Below are 16,676 nucleotides of genomic sequence, written 5' to 3' on the forward strand. Positions count from 1 at the left end.
TGTGAACGTCCTGTGGGCCCTGATCCGTGACGGACGGTGCTACCAAGATGGACTCCCGGTCACAACGGCGGCTTGACAACAGCATTAGGAGGTGGTGGCCTGACCTTCCAGAGGCCGGACAAACGGGCTGTCGAGCAGGATCCGCAGGCCGTCCGCATCTGGTTCGAGGAGACCTGGCCGGCGATCCGGGCCAGGGCGAAGGCGGAAAATGCCGAAGTCCTCTTCGGCGACCAGATCGGGATCCGCTCAGACCAGTTCACCGGCCGCACCTGGGGCGCCAAAGGAGTCACTCCGGTCGTCCGCCGCGCCGGGAGCCGGTTCTCCGTGAACGCGATGTCCGCGATCAGTACGAAGGGCCGGATGCACTTCATGGTCTTCACCGAGACCTTCGACGCGAAGGTCATGTGCCGCTTCTCGCCAGGCTCGTCGGCCACTTCGACCGCAAGGTGCACCTGATTGTCGACCGGCACTCGGCCCACCGCTCGAAGGCCGTACAGGCGTGGCTCGCCGACCACAAGGACCAGGTCGAGCTGCGCTTCCTGCCCTCGTACTCACCCGAGCTGGACCCCGACGAGCTGGTCAACGCCGACCGCAAACGCAACCTGCACCACACCCACCGGGCCAGAAACCAGGCCGAACTCGCCACCGAAACCCGGAGTTTCTGATCAATAGGTACTCAGGACAGGCGACCCCATGGATGACGGCCGGCTCGGGCTCACCAGCCGGCGATGCGGGCGATGAAGAAGGCTGCCACCATCAAGGCACCCAGCACGATGGTGATCAGCAAGGCTTTGGGGTGTTCCCACAGGCCGCCGTCGGGGCGTTCCTGGTGAGCTTCTGCCGTAGATCCTTCCGCGGGTGGCGTTTCACCAGGCGGGGTGTTGTGTGCGGACATGAGGTTCTCCCGGGTCCGTCTCGCGTGATGGGTGAGTCCGCTCCTTCCGTGTTTGAGGGATCTGCGCGCAGGCTTACCAGCCTTCGCTGCCAGGGACTCCCTTGAACGGGCCGACGATTTCGTCGGTGATCCAGCCCCCGTAGAAGCCACCGGGCTGTGGAAGCACGCGTTCTCCGTCTACGGTGCAGCTGTCGACACGACCGGGGTAGAAGGCCACATGGTCGGCGAGCGCAGCATAGGCGGCGTCGGGCTCCTCGTAGCTCCAGGCCACGTCCCTGACGGTTCTCCCGAGAACCTTCAAGGTCCAATACGACGCCACGCCCTTCCATTCACAGCGCGTGAGCCGGGTCGATTGCGTCAGAAGGTCCATGCGGATGTCTTGCCGCGGCACGTAGAAGACCGGTGGGTGGCTCGTCTCCAAGACGCGGATGCACCGTCGGGAGTCGGCAAGGACGATTCCCACGTGGCGAACGATGATGTGACGCACATCAGGAACCATGCGGGGAGGTCTGGGATAGTCCCAGACCGACTCGGCGGGCTTCTGCCGCCCGTGGACCTGGCTCATTTGCGATCACCCTCTTGTACAGGACTTCCCCGGCAGCCAGCCCCGTGGATGCAGGGACTTCAGCCGAGTACCCCTGAGGACGTACCGGCCCGTCCGCTTGGCGGACAGAGGGTTGTGGGGCATGAGCAGCGGCTGCGGGGGCACAGCCTCAACCAGCTTGGTGGACCGCGCGCCAGGCGCGCCCCCACAGCGAGCGAGGACCGGCGCAGGCATGGACCTCTTCCTCCACACGCGAGGCTCGAGCGGCGACACGCACAACGCTCTGGTGGGACGTAGCAGTCGTAGCCGACGTCGAGCAGCGCCAGCGCATCTCCACGGAGGCGGCGGCCACGGCGTGCACCATCACCCCGTCCGCCGGAGTCACCGGCTGCGTAACCACAGTATTGATCTTGCCGGTGTGTCACCGGTCTGGCCGTGGCTTTCGCAGACGAGGGAGCCCACCTTTCCCTCATCCACGCCAGCGCATGGCAGCACAGCGCCGTGCTGACCGTCGAAGGCGCGATGCCTGCGATGCGATCGGCTTCACCGCTGAGCCCTCCCACCCCGCTTCGGCCTGTGCCGGTAGGTGCGGGGATCACCGGCCGGCCGGATCGGTGCAGGGCGCGCCGACGTCGAGCACGCGAGCCGTGCGAGAGGTTTGCGGAACGCGGCGGACCTGACGGCATGCCGCTCTTGGGCGGCCGCATCCATGGACGGCCCGAGGTACGAAGTACTCATCGACCGGATATGACTCGTCGATTCCGCGTACGGGAGCGAAGTATGGAGCTTAACGGCGCGCGTGTCCTTGTGGCCGGTGCCAGCGGATTCCTGGGTGGTGCGATCACTGCCGAACTGGTTGGCCGCGGTGCGCGTGCGGCCCTCGCCGGCCGCGATCCGAGCAGGCTGGCCCAGGCAGCACAGATATATCCAGGAATCCCGACCGCTCTGTTCGATGCGTACGACCCCAGGTCATGCGCCTGGGTCGTCGACCGCGCGTCGGCGGCCCTCGGGGGTCTTGACGCAGTTGTCGTGGCCTTCGGAGCGGTGGCTTTCGGCAGGGCGGGGCAGGTGGGTGACGAGATCGCTGAGCACCTCGTGGCTGTCAACTACCTCGCCCCCGTCGCGTTCTTTCGTGCCGCGCTCGGAGTCCTGGAGCGGGGTTCTGCGATCGCCGCCGTCACCGGTGCGGTGGCGGAGCGCCCGCAGCCTGGGATGGCCGACTACAGCGCCTCGAAGGCCGCGCTGAGCGCCTGGCTCGATGCTGTGCGTCGCGAAGCGCGGAGCGCCGGCGTTGGGGTACTCGAGATTCGGCCCGGCCACCTTGACACCGGTTTCGCCGATCGCCCTGTGGCGGGCACGGCCCCGCCGCTACCGAAGGGCGGTGATCCGCGTGAGGTGGCGGTAGCCGTGGCGGACGCGTTGGCGGCAGACGCTGAACTTCTGCGTTCGGACCCAGCCGGCACGTCCGTCGTCATACGCCGGGCCCGGTGAAACGGCGGACCGAGGGGGAGGAGCGGCAAGGAAGCAGGCGGGAACCTGCTGCCTTGCGGGGGCACGGGTGGGGGGTGAACCTCAGTCATGCCTTTCCGCGACAGCGGACGGGAGGCGTTGGGCGACCTTGTCCGCAAGCGCCTCGAACTCCGCTCTCAGGAAAGGAGTTGCCAGTTTCGCCAGGCCCTTGAAGCGAAGCGACGCCTGGTATTTCAAGAGAGTTTCACCCGGTCGCGCCTCGAAGCGCATGTCGTCGGTCGCCGTGACCGACTTGTTCGTCCCGACGAACACCAGGTGTTCCGGATCTCTGATTTCGAGCCGGTACAGGAGATCGGTGGTCCGCCCACGGAAGCGAGAGGTGTTCCGCCATGTGGCGCCCGGCCGGATCGACCCTTGGTCGATCCGGACACAGCGCACCGTCCCCGGGTCCCAATGCTCGGTGCGACGGAAGTCCTCCAAGTAGGAGACGGCCTCGTCCAGCGTGACGGGAAGGACGATGTCACGTTCCACGATGATCACTACAAGACCTCCCGGGACGGCTCGAACGGCTCGTATGAATCGGCCATAGCCAGTACTTCTGCTGCACCTCGTAGAACCCCGTCGAGCCGGTGGCTCGGTTCCCTTCCACGAAGTGAGGATGCCAGGCCACCGACCGTTCCTGCCGCAGACTCAGCTAGTACTCCAGCAGTGGATCGTGTCCTGAACTGGTTCTTCTCTGATAATGGCAGCGGCGGGTGGTGGCTTGCCGACGTCGTCGCCAGTGGGACCAGTTCAGTGTGTGATCTCGAGGGTCGTGTCTGGTTCGGTGTGGGGGCACGAGATGCTCCAGGAGCCGGCGGATCTCTGCCAGGGTGAGTGGGACGATGCTGCTGGTGGGGTCGTTTCTGCAGCCCCCTTTACCGCTTCGTCGGCGGCGAGGCCGGCGAGGAAGGCGTGAGCGAGCATGGCGAGTGTGATGTGCCGGTACCAGCCCACGTAACGGCGGACTTCGTACTCGTCCAGGCCGCACTCGTTCTTCACGGCCTGGAAGCACTCCTCGATTGCCCAGCGCATCCCGGCCACGCGAGCCAGGTCGGCAACGGTGCAGGCCACCGGTGCATAGGCGAAGTACTGATCTTTTCGTTAGTTCTGTGGGGTTGGTGGGTGGAGGATGAGGCCGGTGCGGGCGAGGAAGGACCAGGGCAGTCGGGGGTTGTCGTTGATCCGGCGGATGCCCTGTCCGGTGGCGTCGGCGACATCGGCGAGGTGGTCGCCGGCGAGGTTGGCGAGTTCACGCTTCTTGAGCGAGGACCACAGCAGTTCCACCGGGTTGAGCTCGGGTGCGTAGGCGGGTAATCGCTCCAGGGCGGGGCAGTCCTGCTCGGCGGCCCAGGCCCGCATCGCCCGGCTCCGGTGAGCGGGCAGTCCGTCTCAGACCAGGACCAATCGCTGGCCGCGGTAGAAGGTCTTCATCTGCTCCAGGACCTCGATGAGTCCGGCGGTGTCGTAGCTGCCGGGTTTGAGGTGGAAGCGCAACCGAGGACCGCGATCGGAGTCGGTGGAGTGGAATCCCAGGGCCCCTGCCGTCGACGCGCCTTCCAGTTCATCCGGTGCCGCAGGAAAGGCGTGTGGCCGCGGGGCGCGTAGGTGCGGCGGACCTGGGGCAGCAGCGAGACGCCTGACTCGTCGAGAAACACGATCCAGGCATGTGCGTTCGCCGTCCCCTTAGCGTCACCCCTATCACTCGTTCGACCACCAGGTCGACTCGTTCCAGGGGCCACAGATCGGCCTCGAAGTAATGCCCCTGAGCGCCCTGCTCCAGCGCGGTCCGCACCCGCTCGACCTGTGCATCATCCAGCTTGGGCGGACGACCGGTGGCCGGGCGTCGGCGCAGAGCATCGGCGCCGTCCTTCTCCCAGACCCGTTTCCACTGCCGCACACTCTCGTCACTGACCCCCAGCATCCGCGTGATCTCGGCACCCGAGCGTCCCTGATCGAACAACTCGGCCGCCCGCACACGCCGGGCTTCGGCCAACTGCGGCCGAGTCAAATGAGGAACCACAGGTGAAGGCTTGAAAGACACGGCATCAGGTCCCACCAACGACTCCGCCGCACCAGCAGAACTAACGAAAAGATCAATAGCACCCCCTACCCCGACACGTGGCGGACCAAGCCGAACGGCATGAGGCGCCCGAAGAAGCGGAGGTGCGGCGGTGACCGACGCCCCCCAGCACCGGTGCCGGGATGCGGACAGCCGAGTCAAGGACCGTCCGCGCCGGTTGCCCCGCTGCGCCGCCGCGTCCGCCGGCCGCCGCCCGCTTCCGGGCGCACTATGGGCCGGCCGGCGCAGGAGCCTCTGGGGCGCCGTGTCTGGGCGTGGTGCTGCTGCGGGGCCGGCAGTGTTCGTCGGGCCCGCCGTTCGATCTGCGGTCCCGTCGTTGCGCCGGCCCAGGGCGCAGCCTGGCGTCGTGTACCTGCTGCAGTGTCATCGTCGCCCGCTGTCCCTGCCGTGTCGGTCGTTCGTGCTCGTCGGCCCGCCTGGACGCCGTCGGGTCCGTCGCTGTCCGCCGTGTTGCCGGCGGGCCCTGGCCGTTCGGCTGCTGCTGCTGCTGCTGCTGCTGCTGCTGCTGCGCTGCGGGGCCGCCGTCGGCTCCCGGCCGCCCGCTGTGCCCGCTGCCGACGCGCGTCGTGCCGCCTACGCGTCGCCTGCCTCCGTGCCGACTGCCCGCCAGCCGGGCCACCGCACCGGTGATGGGCCGCTGGGTGCTCGGTGGTGACCGACGCGGCTGGTCTTCCCGGCTCAGGGTTGGTGGTGCTGGTCCCGTAGGGGTGTGGGGTGGTCGCCGGTACTTGAGTCGGATCATGAAGCCATCCCGTAGCAGGACGGGGCGCGGTCTCTTCGGATCGGAGACTTGAGGCGATCCGAAGAGACCGAATTTCGCAAAAGAGGCGGCACGGTGCTGCGAGCTGGACAAACGACTTCCATCCTGACGGCCGGGGCGGCGACGGCCGTGTTGGCGGCGCTCACGCCGACGACCGCGTTCGCGGCCCAGGAGCCGCTCGAGGGGTTCGGGCGGCAACAACTGAGGTGGGAGCGCTGCGCGGAGGACCAGCCGCCGTCTTTGGAGTGCACGACGGTGAAGGTGCCGCTGGACTACGGCGATCCGCACGGGCGGAGCATCGGGATAGCGGTGTCACGGATGAAGGCGGGCAGTGCGGCGAAGCGGCGCGGTGTACTGCTGATGAACCCCGGCGGTCCGGGCGGTCCGGGGCTGACCATGCCGGCCGAGATGGCGCCGCTGCTGGCGGCGGGGGTGCGTGAGCGCTTCGACCTGATCGGCTTCGACCCGCGCGGCGTCGGACGCAGCGCGCCGGTCAACTGTGCTCTGGCGGCGGACGAGCAGGTCCTCGACCACCCTTACTCCGCCGGGACGTTCGGGCAGGACGTGGCCCGGGCCCGGAGCGTGGCGGACAAGTGCTGGGCGAAGGCCGGGGACCTGCTGCCGCACATCACCACCCGGAATACGGCGCGGGACATGGATGTGGTCCGGGCCGCGCTGGGGGAGCGGAAGATCTCCTACCTGGGGCACTCGTACGGTACTTACCTGGGTGCGGTCTACACCCAGATATTCCCCCGGCGGGCGGACCGTTTCGTGCTCGACAGCGCGCTCGACCCGGCGCTGGTCTGGCGGGGCGTGCTGCGCGGGGCGACCGAGGCGGCCGAACTCGCCTTCACCCGCTGGACGGAGTGGACCGCGGCCCGCGATGCGACGTACGGGCTGGGTGCGACCCCGCAGGCGGTGCGCGCGGCGTTCTGGGACCTGGTCGCGAGTGCTGACCGCACGCCGATCGTGCTGGAAGGCCAGCCGTTCGACGGTGACACGATCCGTGCGCAGTACCGGGCCTTCGTGCAGGTCGAGGCCGTCACGCCGTTCATCGTCGCGCTCAAGGCTGCGGCGGCGGGCGCCGCGCCCCCGGCCGGGTCGAGTGCTGCCGTGCCTGCGGTGACCGAGGCGGCAGCCGAAGCGCCGGACGTGGACAACGTGGTGTCGGTCGCCTGGGCCGTTCTGTGCGGCGAGGGCCGGAGCTGGCCGCGCGATCCCGAGCAGTACCGCCGCGACGCGATTCGGGACCGCGCCGCCCGCCCCCTGGCGGGCGACTTCGGCGCCAACGTCCAGCCTTGCGCGTTCTGGAAGTCCGCTCCGCGTGAGGCGGCCACGGCGGTGGACAACGGCGTCGACGCGCTGATCGTGCAGAACGAGTGGGACCCGCAGACACCGTTGGTGATGGCCAAGGGCATGCGGCGTGCCCTGCACGGCTCCCGCATGGTCACGATCGCGGGCGGTGAAGGCCACGGGGTGCTGGTGACCGGCCGCCCGTCCTGTGCTGATGCCGACGTCACCCGCTACCTGACGACAGGTCGGCTCCCCGCGAAGGACCGTACTTGCAGCTGATCTGGGGACTTGCCCCAGGAGGAAGCGCGGCGGCAGCCGACGAAGGTCTGGGCTCGCGGTCGGGCGAGCGTCGTCGGTGACGCTGCCTCGGTTCGATCACCCACCCGCGGCGCCCTAGCCGTTCACCAAGGATCTTCAGGGTGGTCGCCGATCGGGTGACGCCGGTCCGTGGATATCAGACGAGGCCTCCGGGCGGTGGTTCGAGATGTCTGACGTCTCAACCGCTGCGACCGGAGGCCTTGTCGGTCACCTATCCAGCAGCGCTGGACCTGACGCACGTGCTCATCGCCCTGGTCTGTCTGCGCGCACACGACGTACGCGAAGCTCGCCGAGGGCTTCCGGATCAAAGAAAGGCTCGCCGTGACGGCCTGCCGTGCGCGCCCGCGGCACGGCAGACCGGCGGGCGTCCGGCTGGAACGGTTCGTCGCCCGGCTGACTCAGATCGTCAGAACACCCACATAAGCAGCGAACCGCCCCGTATTTTCGCTTATGTTTACTCGGCCCTTTGGCCCCGCACTGCGTGCCGTACCCGCCTTCTGGACAGCGTGGATGTGTTTCGTGACGTACGGGAAGGTGGCCGCCGAGAAGGCGCATACCCGCACCGTCCTCGTCGACATGTTTGGACCCGCGGTCATGGCGGTGGTCGTGCCGGAGGTCCGTACCGAGCACGCGAGCGCCTTCGCGCTCGCCCACGTTCTCGTCCGGCTGCTGGACTCGCGCGCGTGGCAGGGGGGCGCGGCGAGGCCCTGGCGGACTGACCGAAGGCCCGGCTCTCGGCGGGCGTCGTGCCGTGGACTGTCTTGCCGTGGGCCGAGGCACCCACCCGGTACTGACTGTGGGCGGCCGGGCTGCTCGTCGACCTCGCGCTCACCTTCGCCCGAGCCGGCAGCCGCGGCGCATCGGATCCGGCCCGCCACGAGGAGAAGACGCCACCGAGCCCGGTGGCCGAGCCGAGGCTCCGCGGCTGCCGGTGATCGCCCACGTCGACCCGCGCCGTCTGGACGAACGGCCCGGCCTGTTCACCCTCATCGTCCTGGGCGAGGGCATCGCCCGGACGATGGAGGCCGCTTCGGAGGCCGAGTGGACGAACGACTCCCCTCAGGATCGCACTGGCTGATGCGCGGCAGCCTCGCCGTCTTCCTCGCCGTGGAACTCCTGGCCGGCACCCTCTCCGCCGCGGAATCCGCTGGATCGCCCTGGTGGGCGTTCCGATGGTCGCCGCGCCCCGGTGCGGATGCTTTTTCTGACGACCTGACGACCTGACGACCTGACGACCTGACGGCCCTGGCCATACGAGAAGTGTTCCGGCGGCGCGCCGGAAGCCGAGTGGCCGGGCGCCGCGTATCGCCGTTGATCGATGGCGGTGCCAGGAAGAGGGAGCGTTCGGTGATTCTTCGTCTGTGACCCCAACGGACGGGTGGTCAACGTGCTGAGCCATCGGTGAGAGTCTCCCGCGTCTCTGGCGGAAGTGCGCGGGTCGTCCGCTCGTTGACGGCGGCAGGGCGCGACCTGGCCACGCACGGTCCCGGACCAGCGGGCCCGGTGCTGAGGGACGCGCCAAAGGGCAGCACCGGTGCTGCCGTGGCCCGGTCGGCGTGGGCCGCCGCCCGCCGCCCGCCCCGTCCACGCGGCCGATGGCACCTGGTGTGGTCCGTGCCCGAGCGCATCATCCCTCGTGGTGGCTCGTCCTCGCGCTAGTCGGCCGATAGCGCCCGGCGGTGATCCTTGAGCCGTCGTCACTGGTCGCAGGCGCGGCAGACATGTGATCCGCCCGTCTGTCGTCCCCGCCTCCGGCACACGTGATGTCGACGGACGTCGCTCACCGCCGAAGGGCTGGAGCGCACCGGAGAGCAACGACTGCTTTCGCAGTGGGAAAAGGGGGAATGGGTGGGCTGGTCAAGCGTGTCGGCTCCTGTCGTTTCGGCGGCGGGTCGATTCGAGTCCTTCCGCGAGACGGTGTCCGATGGAGTCCTGTCCGACGTGTCCCGGGCACGCGGCACGGGACACCGGCTCGATGTCCGGGAAGAGGTCCTCGCCGAAGGCGTTTCCCCCGAGGAGGTCTACGTCGATGAGACCTGCGAGGGCGGGGCCTGTAGCAGGAGTCTGGGTCTGGGACCGGTGCGGCTGACGGCGGGTGACGTCCTGCCAGGGGGCCGGGACAGCCTGCGGCTTCCGATCCCGAACGGTGGCCTCGACGAGTACAGGCTGGCATGGATGACCGACGCGAGCGGCCCGTGCGCCCCGCCCGGCATGGAGGCGCCGCCCCGGAGCACTCTGGTGCTCAGTGACCCAGTACGCCCGGCAGCCGTCCGTCCCGCGGAAGCGGAGGGCCAGGTGTGGGCCGTCGTCCTCCACATACCCCGCGCCTCACTCGCCCTGCGACCGGATCACGTCGAGCTGCTCCTGGCGCGGCCGATCCCCACGGGCAGCGGCAGTGCCGCCGTCCTCGCCGCCTTTCTCGCCACACTGCTCGAGCACGGTGCCGACTGCCGGCACGAGGAGCAGAGCCGCATGGGCGCCATCGCCCTCGATCTGGCGACCGCCTGTCTGACCGAGCAGCTGCGAGTCCTGGAGACGGGCACGGACGAGACACGGGCGCAGACACTGCTGAGACGCGTTCACGGCTTCATCGCCCAGAATCTCGCGGACCCGGACCTCACGCCGCGGACGATCGCCCGCAGGCACCACATATCCCTGCGTACCCTGTACGGCCTCTTCAGCCGGCAACCCGCCAGCGTTGCGACGGTCATCCGCCGTGGCCGCCTCGAACGCTGCCACGCCGACCTCGCCCGTCCGGATCTGCGCCGCCTCAGCGTCCAAGACATCGCCTCACGCTGGGGCTTCACCAATCCGAGCAGCTTCAGCCGGGCCTTCCGCGAGGTATACGGAATCAGCCCCACCGAACACCGCGCGACCGCCTCGGCAACCGCACCGCCCGACTGGTCCGCCGCCTGACGGGTCGGATCCGGCGCGCACCGTCGCAAGGACACCTCGCCAGGGCCTGGAGGGAAGCGCCGGGCGCAGGAGATCATGCGGGCGGCTCTGGCGCGCCCGACTCCTCGTCCTGGTCGCCCGGCGCTTGCGAGCGGGCGTGGGACAACATCTCCTGTGCGGCGATCAGGCCGCTTCGGTGGCCGGTCTCCGCCAGGATCGACACGGCGTGCTCGGCGTGCTCGGCTGCCTCGACCGTTCGCCCCTCGGCGAGGCGGAGGCGGCCGATGACCGTCAGAGCCTGCCCCTCCAGAATTCCGTAGCCCTCGCGGCGGGCTCGTTCCAGGGCGTGCCGGACGTACGCGTCGGCCTCGGCGAGATCGCCCTGCAGTAGGCGCGCCTCGGCCCTGCCGATCAGGATCGCCGCCTCTGTGTGCCGGGCGCCGGTCTGTTCGGCGAGGCCCTGCGCCCGCCGGTAGATCTCCTCGGCTTCGGTGAGCTGTCCGAGAGCGGTGCGCACGGACGCCACGGTCTGGAGGGTGGCCGCCGCAAGACGCCCCTCCTCGATCTCGTCTGCCAGTGCAGCGGCGGCCAGGGCGAGGTCCAGGGCGGTGGAGTGGTCGCCTCTGTCACGGTGCCAGTCGGCCAACCCCCTGAGAGTTTCCGCTTCACTGCCGCGGTTGCCGAGCTCCCGGTGGACGGCGAGGGCTTCGGAGAGGCACTCGAGTGCCTCATCGGAGCGCCCCAGGAGCCCGAGAACCTGGCCCAAGTTGCCCCAGGTGACTCCTTCGGCTCCTCTGGAGCCGATGCTTCGGCTCAGTTCGAGCGCCGTGGCGTTGTGTCGTTCGGCCTGACGAAGGTCCCCGAGCTCTTGGCGGAGCAGGCCCATGTTGCCCTCCGTGCTCAGCCGGAGCAGGTTCCACCGCGAGTCCGCCGACAGGGCGTCGACAGCCGCCTCGTAGTGTTGGACCGCGTCGCGCAGTTTCCCCGTGAGGATGCCGACCAGGCCCAGGTTGATGAGTGCCTGGGCCTTGCCCTCGGCCCAGTGAGCGGATTCCGCGTCTGCCAGCACCGCCTCGTAGTGCTGAGCCGCGCGTTCGTACCGGCCGAGGCTGCGGTGCGCGTCGCCGAGACTGATGCGGGCGGTGGCGGAGCCGATCGGGTGGTGTGCCCCCTGCGCCGCCTTGAGCCCCGCCTCCGCTACGGAGATCCAGTCCGGACCGGTTCTGACCAGCCAGAAGTATCCGCGCAGGGCGTCGCACAACTCCCAGGAGGCGGCGGGCAGGCCGAGCGACGTACCTCTCTGCGCCGCGATGACCAGGTTCGTGTGCTCACGCCTGAACCACTGGCGTGCCGCGGTCTGATCGGGCAGGACCACGGTGCCGACGGTGCTTTCCTCCGCGCCTCGGGCGGAGTCCGCGTCCGTGTCGACGGCGGCCTCCGCGTCGGTGTGCCCGGCGGCCTGGCCGGGACCGAACGCGCGCAGCTTCTCCGGATAGAGCAGCCGGGCCCCGGCGTGTACGCCCGTGAGGTAGTGGTCGTAGAGGCGCCGAAGGGCCGCGGCACGCTCCTCGGGGCTCTCGTCCGTCGCCGCGTAGCTCTCGGCGAACAGCCGCAGCAGGTCGTGGAGGCAGTACGCGTCCGGGTCGGTCTGATCGACGAGGTGGACGGCGACGAGTCGCCTGAGCAGCTGCGACGTCCGTGCGACGGGTAGCCCGAGCAAGGCGGAAGCGCCGGCCGCCGTGAGCGTGGGTCCAGGGACGAGGCTGAGGCGGCGGAAGAGCCTGCGCTCGTCGGGGGACAGCGACAGGTAGGACAGGGAGAGGACCGCCTGCAGGTTGCTGGCCTCGTCGTCCGGCACACTGAGCGCGGCGAGTCTCCGGTCCTCGTCGCGCAGCCGATCGACGTGGCCGGCCACCGGGCGATCCCCGCCGGCTTCCCGTACGTTGACGGCCGAGACCCGCAGTGCCAGGGGTACGTACCAGCACAGTCGGGCCAACTCTGCCGTCGCCTCCGGCTCGGCCGCTACGACGGACGCTCCGAGCAGACGTTCCAGCAGCTCTGCGGCCTCCTCCGGAGTCAGGGCGTCCACTCTGAGATGGCGGGCGCTGTCTCGGACCACCAGGCCGGCCAGCACGTCCCGGCTGGTCACCACCACGTGGGACCCCTGGGTTCCCGGAAGCAGAGGGCGTACCTGGTCGGCGCTGCGGGCGTTGTCGATGACGACGAGGACGCGTTTCTCGGCCAGCAGGGTGCGATACAGACCCGCGGCACGGTCGGGATCGTCGGGTATCCGGTCCGCCGGGACTCCGAGCGCGTAGAGGAAACCCGCGAGCGCCTCCACGGACGTGACCGGTCTGGTCGTCGCGTAGCCCCGCAGATCGATGTAGAGCTGCCCGTCCGGGAACCGCGCTCGGGCGCTGTGACCCCAGTGCACCGCGAGCGCGGTCTTCCCCATGCCTCCTTGCCCGTCGATGGCGGTGATGACCATCGGTCCGTGGACGCCCGAGGCCCCGGCCCATTCGTCCAGGGCTCGCAGATGGGCGCCGCGACCCGTGAAATGAGCCGCGTCAGGCGGTAGTTGCCTGGGAGGAGGCACCTGCTCCGCGTTCCGGGAGACGGCGGTAAGGGAAGCGGCTGCGGTCGGTGCCGCGAGGGCCGGGCTGTCGGCGAGGATCGCGCGCTCCATCTCGCGCAGCGTGGGGCCCGGCTCCAGACCGAGCTCCTTGACGAGGACCCGACGTCCCTCACGGTAGACGTCCAGCGCGTCGGCGCGCCGGCCGGCCCGGTACAACGCCAGCATGTACTGGGAACGCAACCGTTCCCTGAGCGGTTCCCGCGCGAGCTCGCGCCGCATCTCGCCCAACAGGGCGTTGTGGCGGCCGAGGCGGAGGTCGATGTCCATCAGCTTCTCGAACGCCGAACGCCTCGCCTCTTCGAGGCGAGGCGCCTCCACCTCGGCGAGATACCGGGACGCCGTTCCTTCCAGCGCCTTGCCGCGCCAGAGCCCCAGAGCCCGTCTCTGGAGCTGGGAGGAGGCGAGGAGGTCGCCGCGCTCCTGTGCGCCTTCGGCTCGTGCCACCAGGTCGTCGAAGGCATGGACGTCGAGCCAGTGCGACTCCAGGCGCAGGACGTACCCGCCCGGCTCGGTGAGCAGGGGATCCGCCCCGCATGCCAGGAGGACCTTCCTCAGCCGTCGGATGTAGTTGTGGAGCGTCGTTCTCGCGGTCTTGGGCGGGTTCGTTCCCCACAGACCGTCGATCAGGTCCTCCGTCATGACGACACGGTCGGACCTCAGGAGGAACATGGTCAGCAGCGCCCGATGCTTCGCCGCCGATATCGGAACCGGTTGACCCTCGTGCAGGACTTCTTCCGGCCCCAAAAGACGGAACTCCACTGTCTTCCCCCTTGACACGGCCGGTGTCCCCGTCTGTGCCGACGTCGGTCGCGTGATGGCGCGAGGTGATCATGCTAGGTCAGGACAGCGCATGAGCAGGATTTTTCCGTGTGCCACGAGCCTCCGGAGCGGCTCTGGAGGCTGCGGGGGAGCCTGGAGGTGCCGGGCTGGTGGCTGCCCGCGTGGACAAGGACGGTGGTCCTGCGTGCGGCGCGGGCGAGGCGTGGACCCACGCACGGGAGCGGTTTGCACGGAACGTGGAGCGATCCTGCACGCGAGGAACACACCGGTGCGTCCCGCGAATCTAGGTTCATCAGTGCTGGAGACGACGCCGAGGCGTAAGTACCCCGCTCCGTGGCGATGGTGGCCACGCAGCGGGACGGCCGCGGCGGCCGATCCGGCAGACCGTTTGTCCGTGAACACCCTGCCGGGTGTGGAGCAAGGAGACGACATGCCGTCCCAGACCGTGGAAATGCCCCAGATGCGGGTGGCTGCCGAGTCGGCGCCGAGCATCACCACCGATGCCCAGTACGAGCGCGCCTGGGTCCCGCCCTACCTCGCGCCGGGCGGTGCGGCGAAGTAAGCCGTATCGCGGCAGGCCGGTCGTCGGACTTCCGGCGGCCGGCCTGCCGTGTCCTCGCCCGTACCGTCCCGACGCCTCACGAGGTGAATGTTGTCGTCGTCGTACACACAGATAGACAGAATCCTGGGAGCAGACCCGCACTTCGGCGCCGCCGACGCGATCGAGGCCAGGAACATCGCGCGCTACCGGCTGGGCCTGACGATGCTCGCCCGTCGGTTCCCCGACGCGGCCGACCGGTTCGAGCGGCTCGGCAAGGCGGACGACGCCGTGCTGCGCCCCTTCCTCTACGACCCGGTGCTGAGGAACGCCTTCGAGGACGACCTGCTCGCCCTGGAGAATAACCGGCACGACCCGAGCGAGTTCGCGCCGCACCTCGCGGAGGTCGACCTCGACGCCGAGGACGGGCTGGGGCCGTGCGAACGCCTGATGACCCCGCGCCGACGCCCCTGGGCGAGCCGTGGCGTCGGCTGGGTGTGGACGGAGGTCGAGCCGGAGTCGGCCGGACTGCCGCTCGCCCGGCGGCTGGAGGAGCTCAAGGACGGGACCTTCGCCGATATGCGCGGGGCTCGCCGGATCAGCCCTGACGAGGAGCTGCTCGCGGGGCTCTCCCGGGGCGCCGAACTCCTGGCCGAACTGCTGCCGTACACCGGGGCGGGAGTCTTCCCGCACATCTCGTTGGTGGGCCTGGCCCGGGCCGAGAGCGACGACGGTGAGCTGTACTCGCTCTCCGGCGGCGATCCGCTGCCCTCGGCTCTGTTCATCGCTCCGGAGCACCTGCGCGATCCGTGGATGACCGCGGAGATCCTGTTGCACGAAGGACTGCACCTCAAACAGTTCGACGTTTTGCGCACCGGCTCGCTCGTCGCCGACCCGGGCCACGAGATCGAGATTCCCTGGCGGCTGACCCCGTGGTCGCTGACCCGGGTCCTGGCCGCACTGCACGTGTACGCGCACATGGTGCTGTTCTTCGCGGCGGCGGGCGAGGCCCCTGCCGACCTCCGCGAGCGCTTCGGTGAGCCGCCGGTCACCGAGGACGTCGGTGTGCCCACCCCGGGCAGCCGGGCCGCGGTGGAGGGCGGGTACACCACGAGCGCCGAACGGGCCGCCTACCTCGGGCAGCAGGCACTTGAGGTACACGGCGGGGCACTGACACCGGCCGGACGGCGCTTCGTCGAATGGCTGATGGACGCCGCCGCCTCCCTGGCGCCTTCCGTGCGGACGAACGCCGCCCGGGAGCCCATCCCGAGCTCCGCTCCGCACGTGCCGCAGCCGGATCCGCGCGGCTACCGCAAGATCGAGCCGGTCGCCGTCTGCCCCCTGCCCGAGCAGGGCCAGCTGCTGGCCTTCGCCCCTGACGCCGCGAAGTTCCGCTGGCTCAACCAGCACGCCTGGCTGATCTACGCCCTCTGCGACGGCCGTGAACTCGCCGCGATCCAGGAGCGGTACGCCCAGCACAGGGGCTCCGACCCCGCCGGACTGGCATCCGGCCTCGCGGGCCTGGTCGCGGCCGGCCTCGTCGAACCCGTCGTCGGCTGAACCGGACGTACGATGTCCCGCGCCCTGCGTTCCACCAACGCACGCACATGCCACTCGCGGGCGCGGGCGCGGGCGCGAGGAACCGATGATTCCTGCAGGCTGACACGAGGCGGGCCGGGGCCCGGAGTCTGCTTTCCCTCCTGACGATCACTGCCTGAGGAGGTCGCGCCGACATGACTCGACTGCACGGGGTATGGGGGCAGACGATCACATGGACGGAGCCCGGCTTGGGGAAAGGCATCACGTCCCAGCCCGAGGGCCGGCCTCCTTCGCGCGGGTCTGCGGCACCAGCCTCGAGCAGTCGGGGGATGCGCCGCTCCCACCAGAGCTCGTCGTCTTCGACTCGGTCGGGCCACGGGGTCGTTGCCGCACGGAACCGCGCGTCGAGCTCGTCGAGATGTGCCTGCCACAGGGATGAACCGCGAGTGGCAGCAACGGCCGGACACGTGCCAGAGCGCCGCGGCACCAGGTTCGTCCTTCCTGCCACGCCGTTCTGTCGTCCCGCTCTGCAGGACCGTCCGGCTTCGGGCGGCACGCCCCCGCCGCGGACCGGCTGTCCCGGGGTGTCGTGGGTACGGGACGCACACGAGTGTGCGATCTTCGCGGAGCCTTGACGGAAAGCGCGCAAATCGGCACGCTCCGTGCGGACGGCAGTGGAGCCCGGCACATCGACGTGTCCGGGTTCGCTGGGATTGGGTCTGTCAATCGAACGGTGTAACAGGGGTGGTTGGGGTTACTGACGGGCTGCGGAGAGGCGGCCGTCGAAGGTGATGTCGAAGGCGTTCAGGGCGGTCTTCCAGCGCAGGGTCCAGCGGGACTGCCCCTTGCCGGTGGGGTCGAGGGACATGATCGCCAGGCAGACGCAC

At 69.5% G+C, this 16,676-nt stretch carries 13 protein-coding genes and 3 pseudogenes; 8 read left to right on the forward strand and 8 right to left on the reverse strand.

The window, feature by feature from the left end:
• Positions 1-36: 36 nt before the first annotated feature.
• A pseudogene (locus ACFYX3_RS41595) lies at positions 37-665 on the forward strand (IS630 family transposase).
• A gap of 50 nt (positions 666-715) precedes the next feature.
• Here ACFYX3_RS41595 and ACFYX3_RS41600 read toward each other — a convergent pair.
• Both ACFYX3_RS41600 and ACFYX3_RS41605 read right to left on the reverse strand, forming a co-directional pair.
• Positions 716-895, reverse strand: a complete 180-nt coding sequence (locus tag ACFYX3_RS41600; RefSeq protein WP_376582866.1) for a DUF6480 family protein — start codon at positions 893-895, stop codon at positions 716-718.
• A gap of 73 nt (positions 896-968) precedes the next feature.
• Positions 969-1,460: a DUF427 domain-containing protein gene (locus ACFYX3_RS41605; protein WP_389025295.1), complete on the reverse strand. Its 492-nt coding sequence runs from the start codon at positions 1,458-1,460 to the stop codon at positions 969-971.
• Positions 1,461-2,219: 759 nt separating this feature from the next.
• Between ACFYX3_RS41605 and ACFYX3_RS41610 the strand changes: the two genes are divergently transcribed.
• Positions 2,220-2,930, forward strand: coding sequence for an SDR family NAD(P)-dependent oxidoreductase (locus tag ACFYX3_RS41610; RefSeq protein ID WP_389025297.1), 711 nt, complete (start codon positions 2,220-2,222; stop codon positions 2,928-2,930).
• 81 nt (positions 2,931-3,011) lie between these two features.
• On the opposite strand, the gene ACFYX3_RS41615 is transcribed toward ACFYX3_RS41610, so the two are convergent.
• From ACFYX3_RS41615 to ACFYX3_RS41630, 4 genes and pseudogenes are all read right to left on the reverse strand, one after another.
• Positions 3,012-3,449 carry an SRPBCC family protein gene (locus ACFYX3_RS41615; RefSeq protein ID WP_389025300.1) on the reverse strand — a complete coding sequence of 146 codons (438 nt, stop codon included), beginning with the start codon at positions 3,447-3,449 and terminating at the stop codon, positions 3,012-3,014.
• Between the two features lie 252 nt (positions 3,450-3,701).
• Positions 3,702-4,040 (reverse strand): annotated as a pseudogene (locus ACFYX3_RS41620) (IS701 family transposase); the annotation flags it as partial.
• A 12-nt stretch (positions 4,041-4,052) separates the two neighbouring features.
• The gene (locus tag ACFYX3_RS41625) at positions 4,053-4,310 is read right to left on the reverse strand and encodes a transposase (RefSeq protein WP_389025302.1); all 258 of its coding nucleotides are present in this window, start codon (positions 4,308-4,310) and stop codon (positions 4,053-4,055) included.
• A 202-nt stretch (positions 4,311-4,512) separates the two neighbouring features.
• Entirely contained in the window at positions 4,513-5,007 is a 495-nt protein-coding gene (locus ACFYX3_RS41630) for a helix-turn-helix domain-containing protein (protein WP_389025304.1), read from the reverse strand.
• Positions 5,008-5,821: 814 nt separating this feature from the next.
• Here ACFYX3_RS41630 and ACFYX3_RS41635 point away from each other — a divergent pair.
• From ACFYX3_RS41635 to ACFYX3_RS41650, 4 genes are all read left to right on the forward strand, one after another.
• Positions 5,822-7,363 (forward strand): alpha/beta hydrolase, encoded by a 1,542-nt coding sequence (locus ACFYX3_RS41635; RefSeq protein ID WP_389025306.1) that lies wholly within the window; start codon positions 5,822-5,824, stop codon positions 7,361-7,363.
• Positions 7,364-8,333: 970 nt separating this feature from the next.
• Entirely contained in the window at positions 8,334-8,480 is a 147-nt protein-coding gene (locus ACFYX3_RS41640; RefSeq protein ID WP_389025308.1) for a hypothetical protein, read from the forward strand.
• Positions 8,480-8,626 carry a hypothetical protein gene (locus ACFYX3_RS41645; protein ID WP_389025310.1) on the forward strand — a complete coding sequence of 49 codons (147 nt, stop codon included), beginning with the start codon at positions 8,480-8,482 and terminating at the stop codon, positions 8,624-8,626. Before ACFYX3_RS41640 ends, ACFYX3_RS41645 begins: the two co-directional genes overlap by 1 nt.
• Before the next feature lie 717 nt (positions 8,627-9,343).
• On the forward strand, positions 9,344-10,318 hold the full coding sequence (locus tag ACFYX3_RS41650; RefSeq protein ID WP_389025312.1) for a helix-turn-helix domain-containing protein: 975 nt from the start codon (positions 9,344-9,346) through the stop codon (positions 10,316-10,318).
• A gap of 73 nt (positions 10,319-10,391) precedes the next feature.
• Here the strand turns inward: ACFYX3_RS41650 and ACFYX3_RS41655 are convergent, their stop codons facing one another.
• Complete coding sequence (locus ACFYX3_RS41655; protein ID WP_389025314.1) at positions 10,392-13,709, reverse strand: BTAD domain-containing putative transcriptional regulator; 3,318 nt, start codon at positions 13,707-13,709, stop codon at positions 10,392-10,394.
• Positions 13,710-14,142: 433 nt separating this feature from the next.
• Between ACFYX3_RS41655 and ACFYX3_RS41660 the strand changes: the two genes are divergently transcribed.
• Positions 14,143-14,274 carry a hypothetical protein gene (locus ACFYX3_RS41660; protein ID WP_389025316.1) on the forward strand — a complete coding sequence of 44 codons (132 nt, stop codon included), beginning with the start codon at positions 14,143-14,145 and terminating at the stop codon, positions 14,272-14,274.
• Positions 14,275-14,361: 87 nt separating this feature from the next.
• Positions 14,362-15,810 (forward strand): aKG-HExxH-type peptide beta-hydroxylase, encoded by a 1,449-nt coding sequence (locus tag ACFYX3_RS41665; protein ID WP_389025318.1) that lies wholly within the window; start codon positions 14,362-14,364, stop codon positions 15,808-15,810.
• Between the two features lie 733 nt (positions 15,811-16,543).
• Here the strand turns inward: ACFYX3_RS41665 and ACFYX3_RS41670 are convergent.
• Positions 16,544-16,676: pseudogene (locus ACFYX3_RS41670) on the reverse strand (IS256 family transposase); the annotation flags it as partial.

Source organism: Streptomyces sp. NPDC002463 (assembly GCF_042889835.1).
GTDB lineage: Bacteria > Actinomycetota > Actinomycetes > Streptomycetales > Streptomycetaceae > Streptomyces > Streptomyces nymphaeiformis.

What these genes read in the sequence shown, in the direction of transcription:
- ACFYX3_RS41660 (WP_389025316.1), top strand. Translation starts at nt 14,143, where the DNA reads ATGCCGTCCCAGACCGTGGAAATGCCCCAGATGCGGGTGGCTGCCGAG.
- ACFYX3_RS41605 (WP_389025295.1), bottom strand. Translation starts at nt 1,460, where the DNA reads ATGAGCCAGGTCCACGGGCGGCAGAAGCCCGCCGAGTCGGTCTGGGAC.
- ACFYX3_RS41665 (WP_389025318.1), top strand. Translation starts at nt 14,362, where the DNA reads ATGTTGTCGTCGTCGTACACACAGATAGACAGAATCCTGGGAGCAGAC.
- ACFYX3_RS41610 (WP_389025297.1), top strand. Translation starts at nt 2,220, where the DNA reads ATGGAGCTTAACGGCGCGCGTGTCCTTGTGGCCGGTGCCAGCGGATTC.
- ACFYX3_RS41645 (WP_389025310.1), top strand. Translation starts at nt 8,480, where the DNA reads ATGCGCGGCAGCCTCGCCGTCTTCCTCGCCGTGGAACTCCTGGCCGGC.
- ACFYX3_RS41600 (WP_376582866.1), bottom strand. Translation starts at nt 895, where the DNA reads ATGTCCGCACACAACACCCCGCCTGGTGAAACGCCACCCGCGGAAGGA.
- ACFYX3_RS41625 (WP_389025302.1), bottom strand. Translation starts at nt 4,310, where the DNA reads ATGCGGGCCTGGGCCGCCGAGCAGGACTGCCCCGCCCTGGAGCGATTA.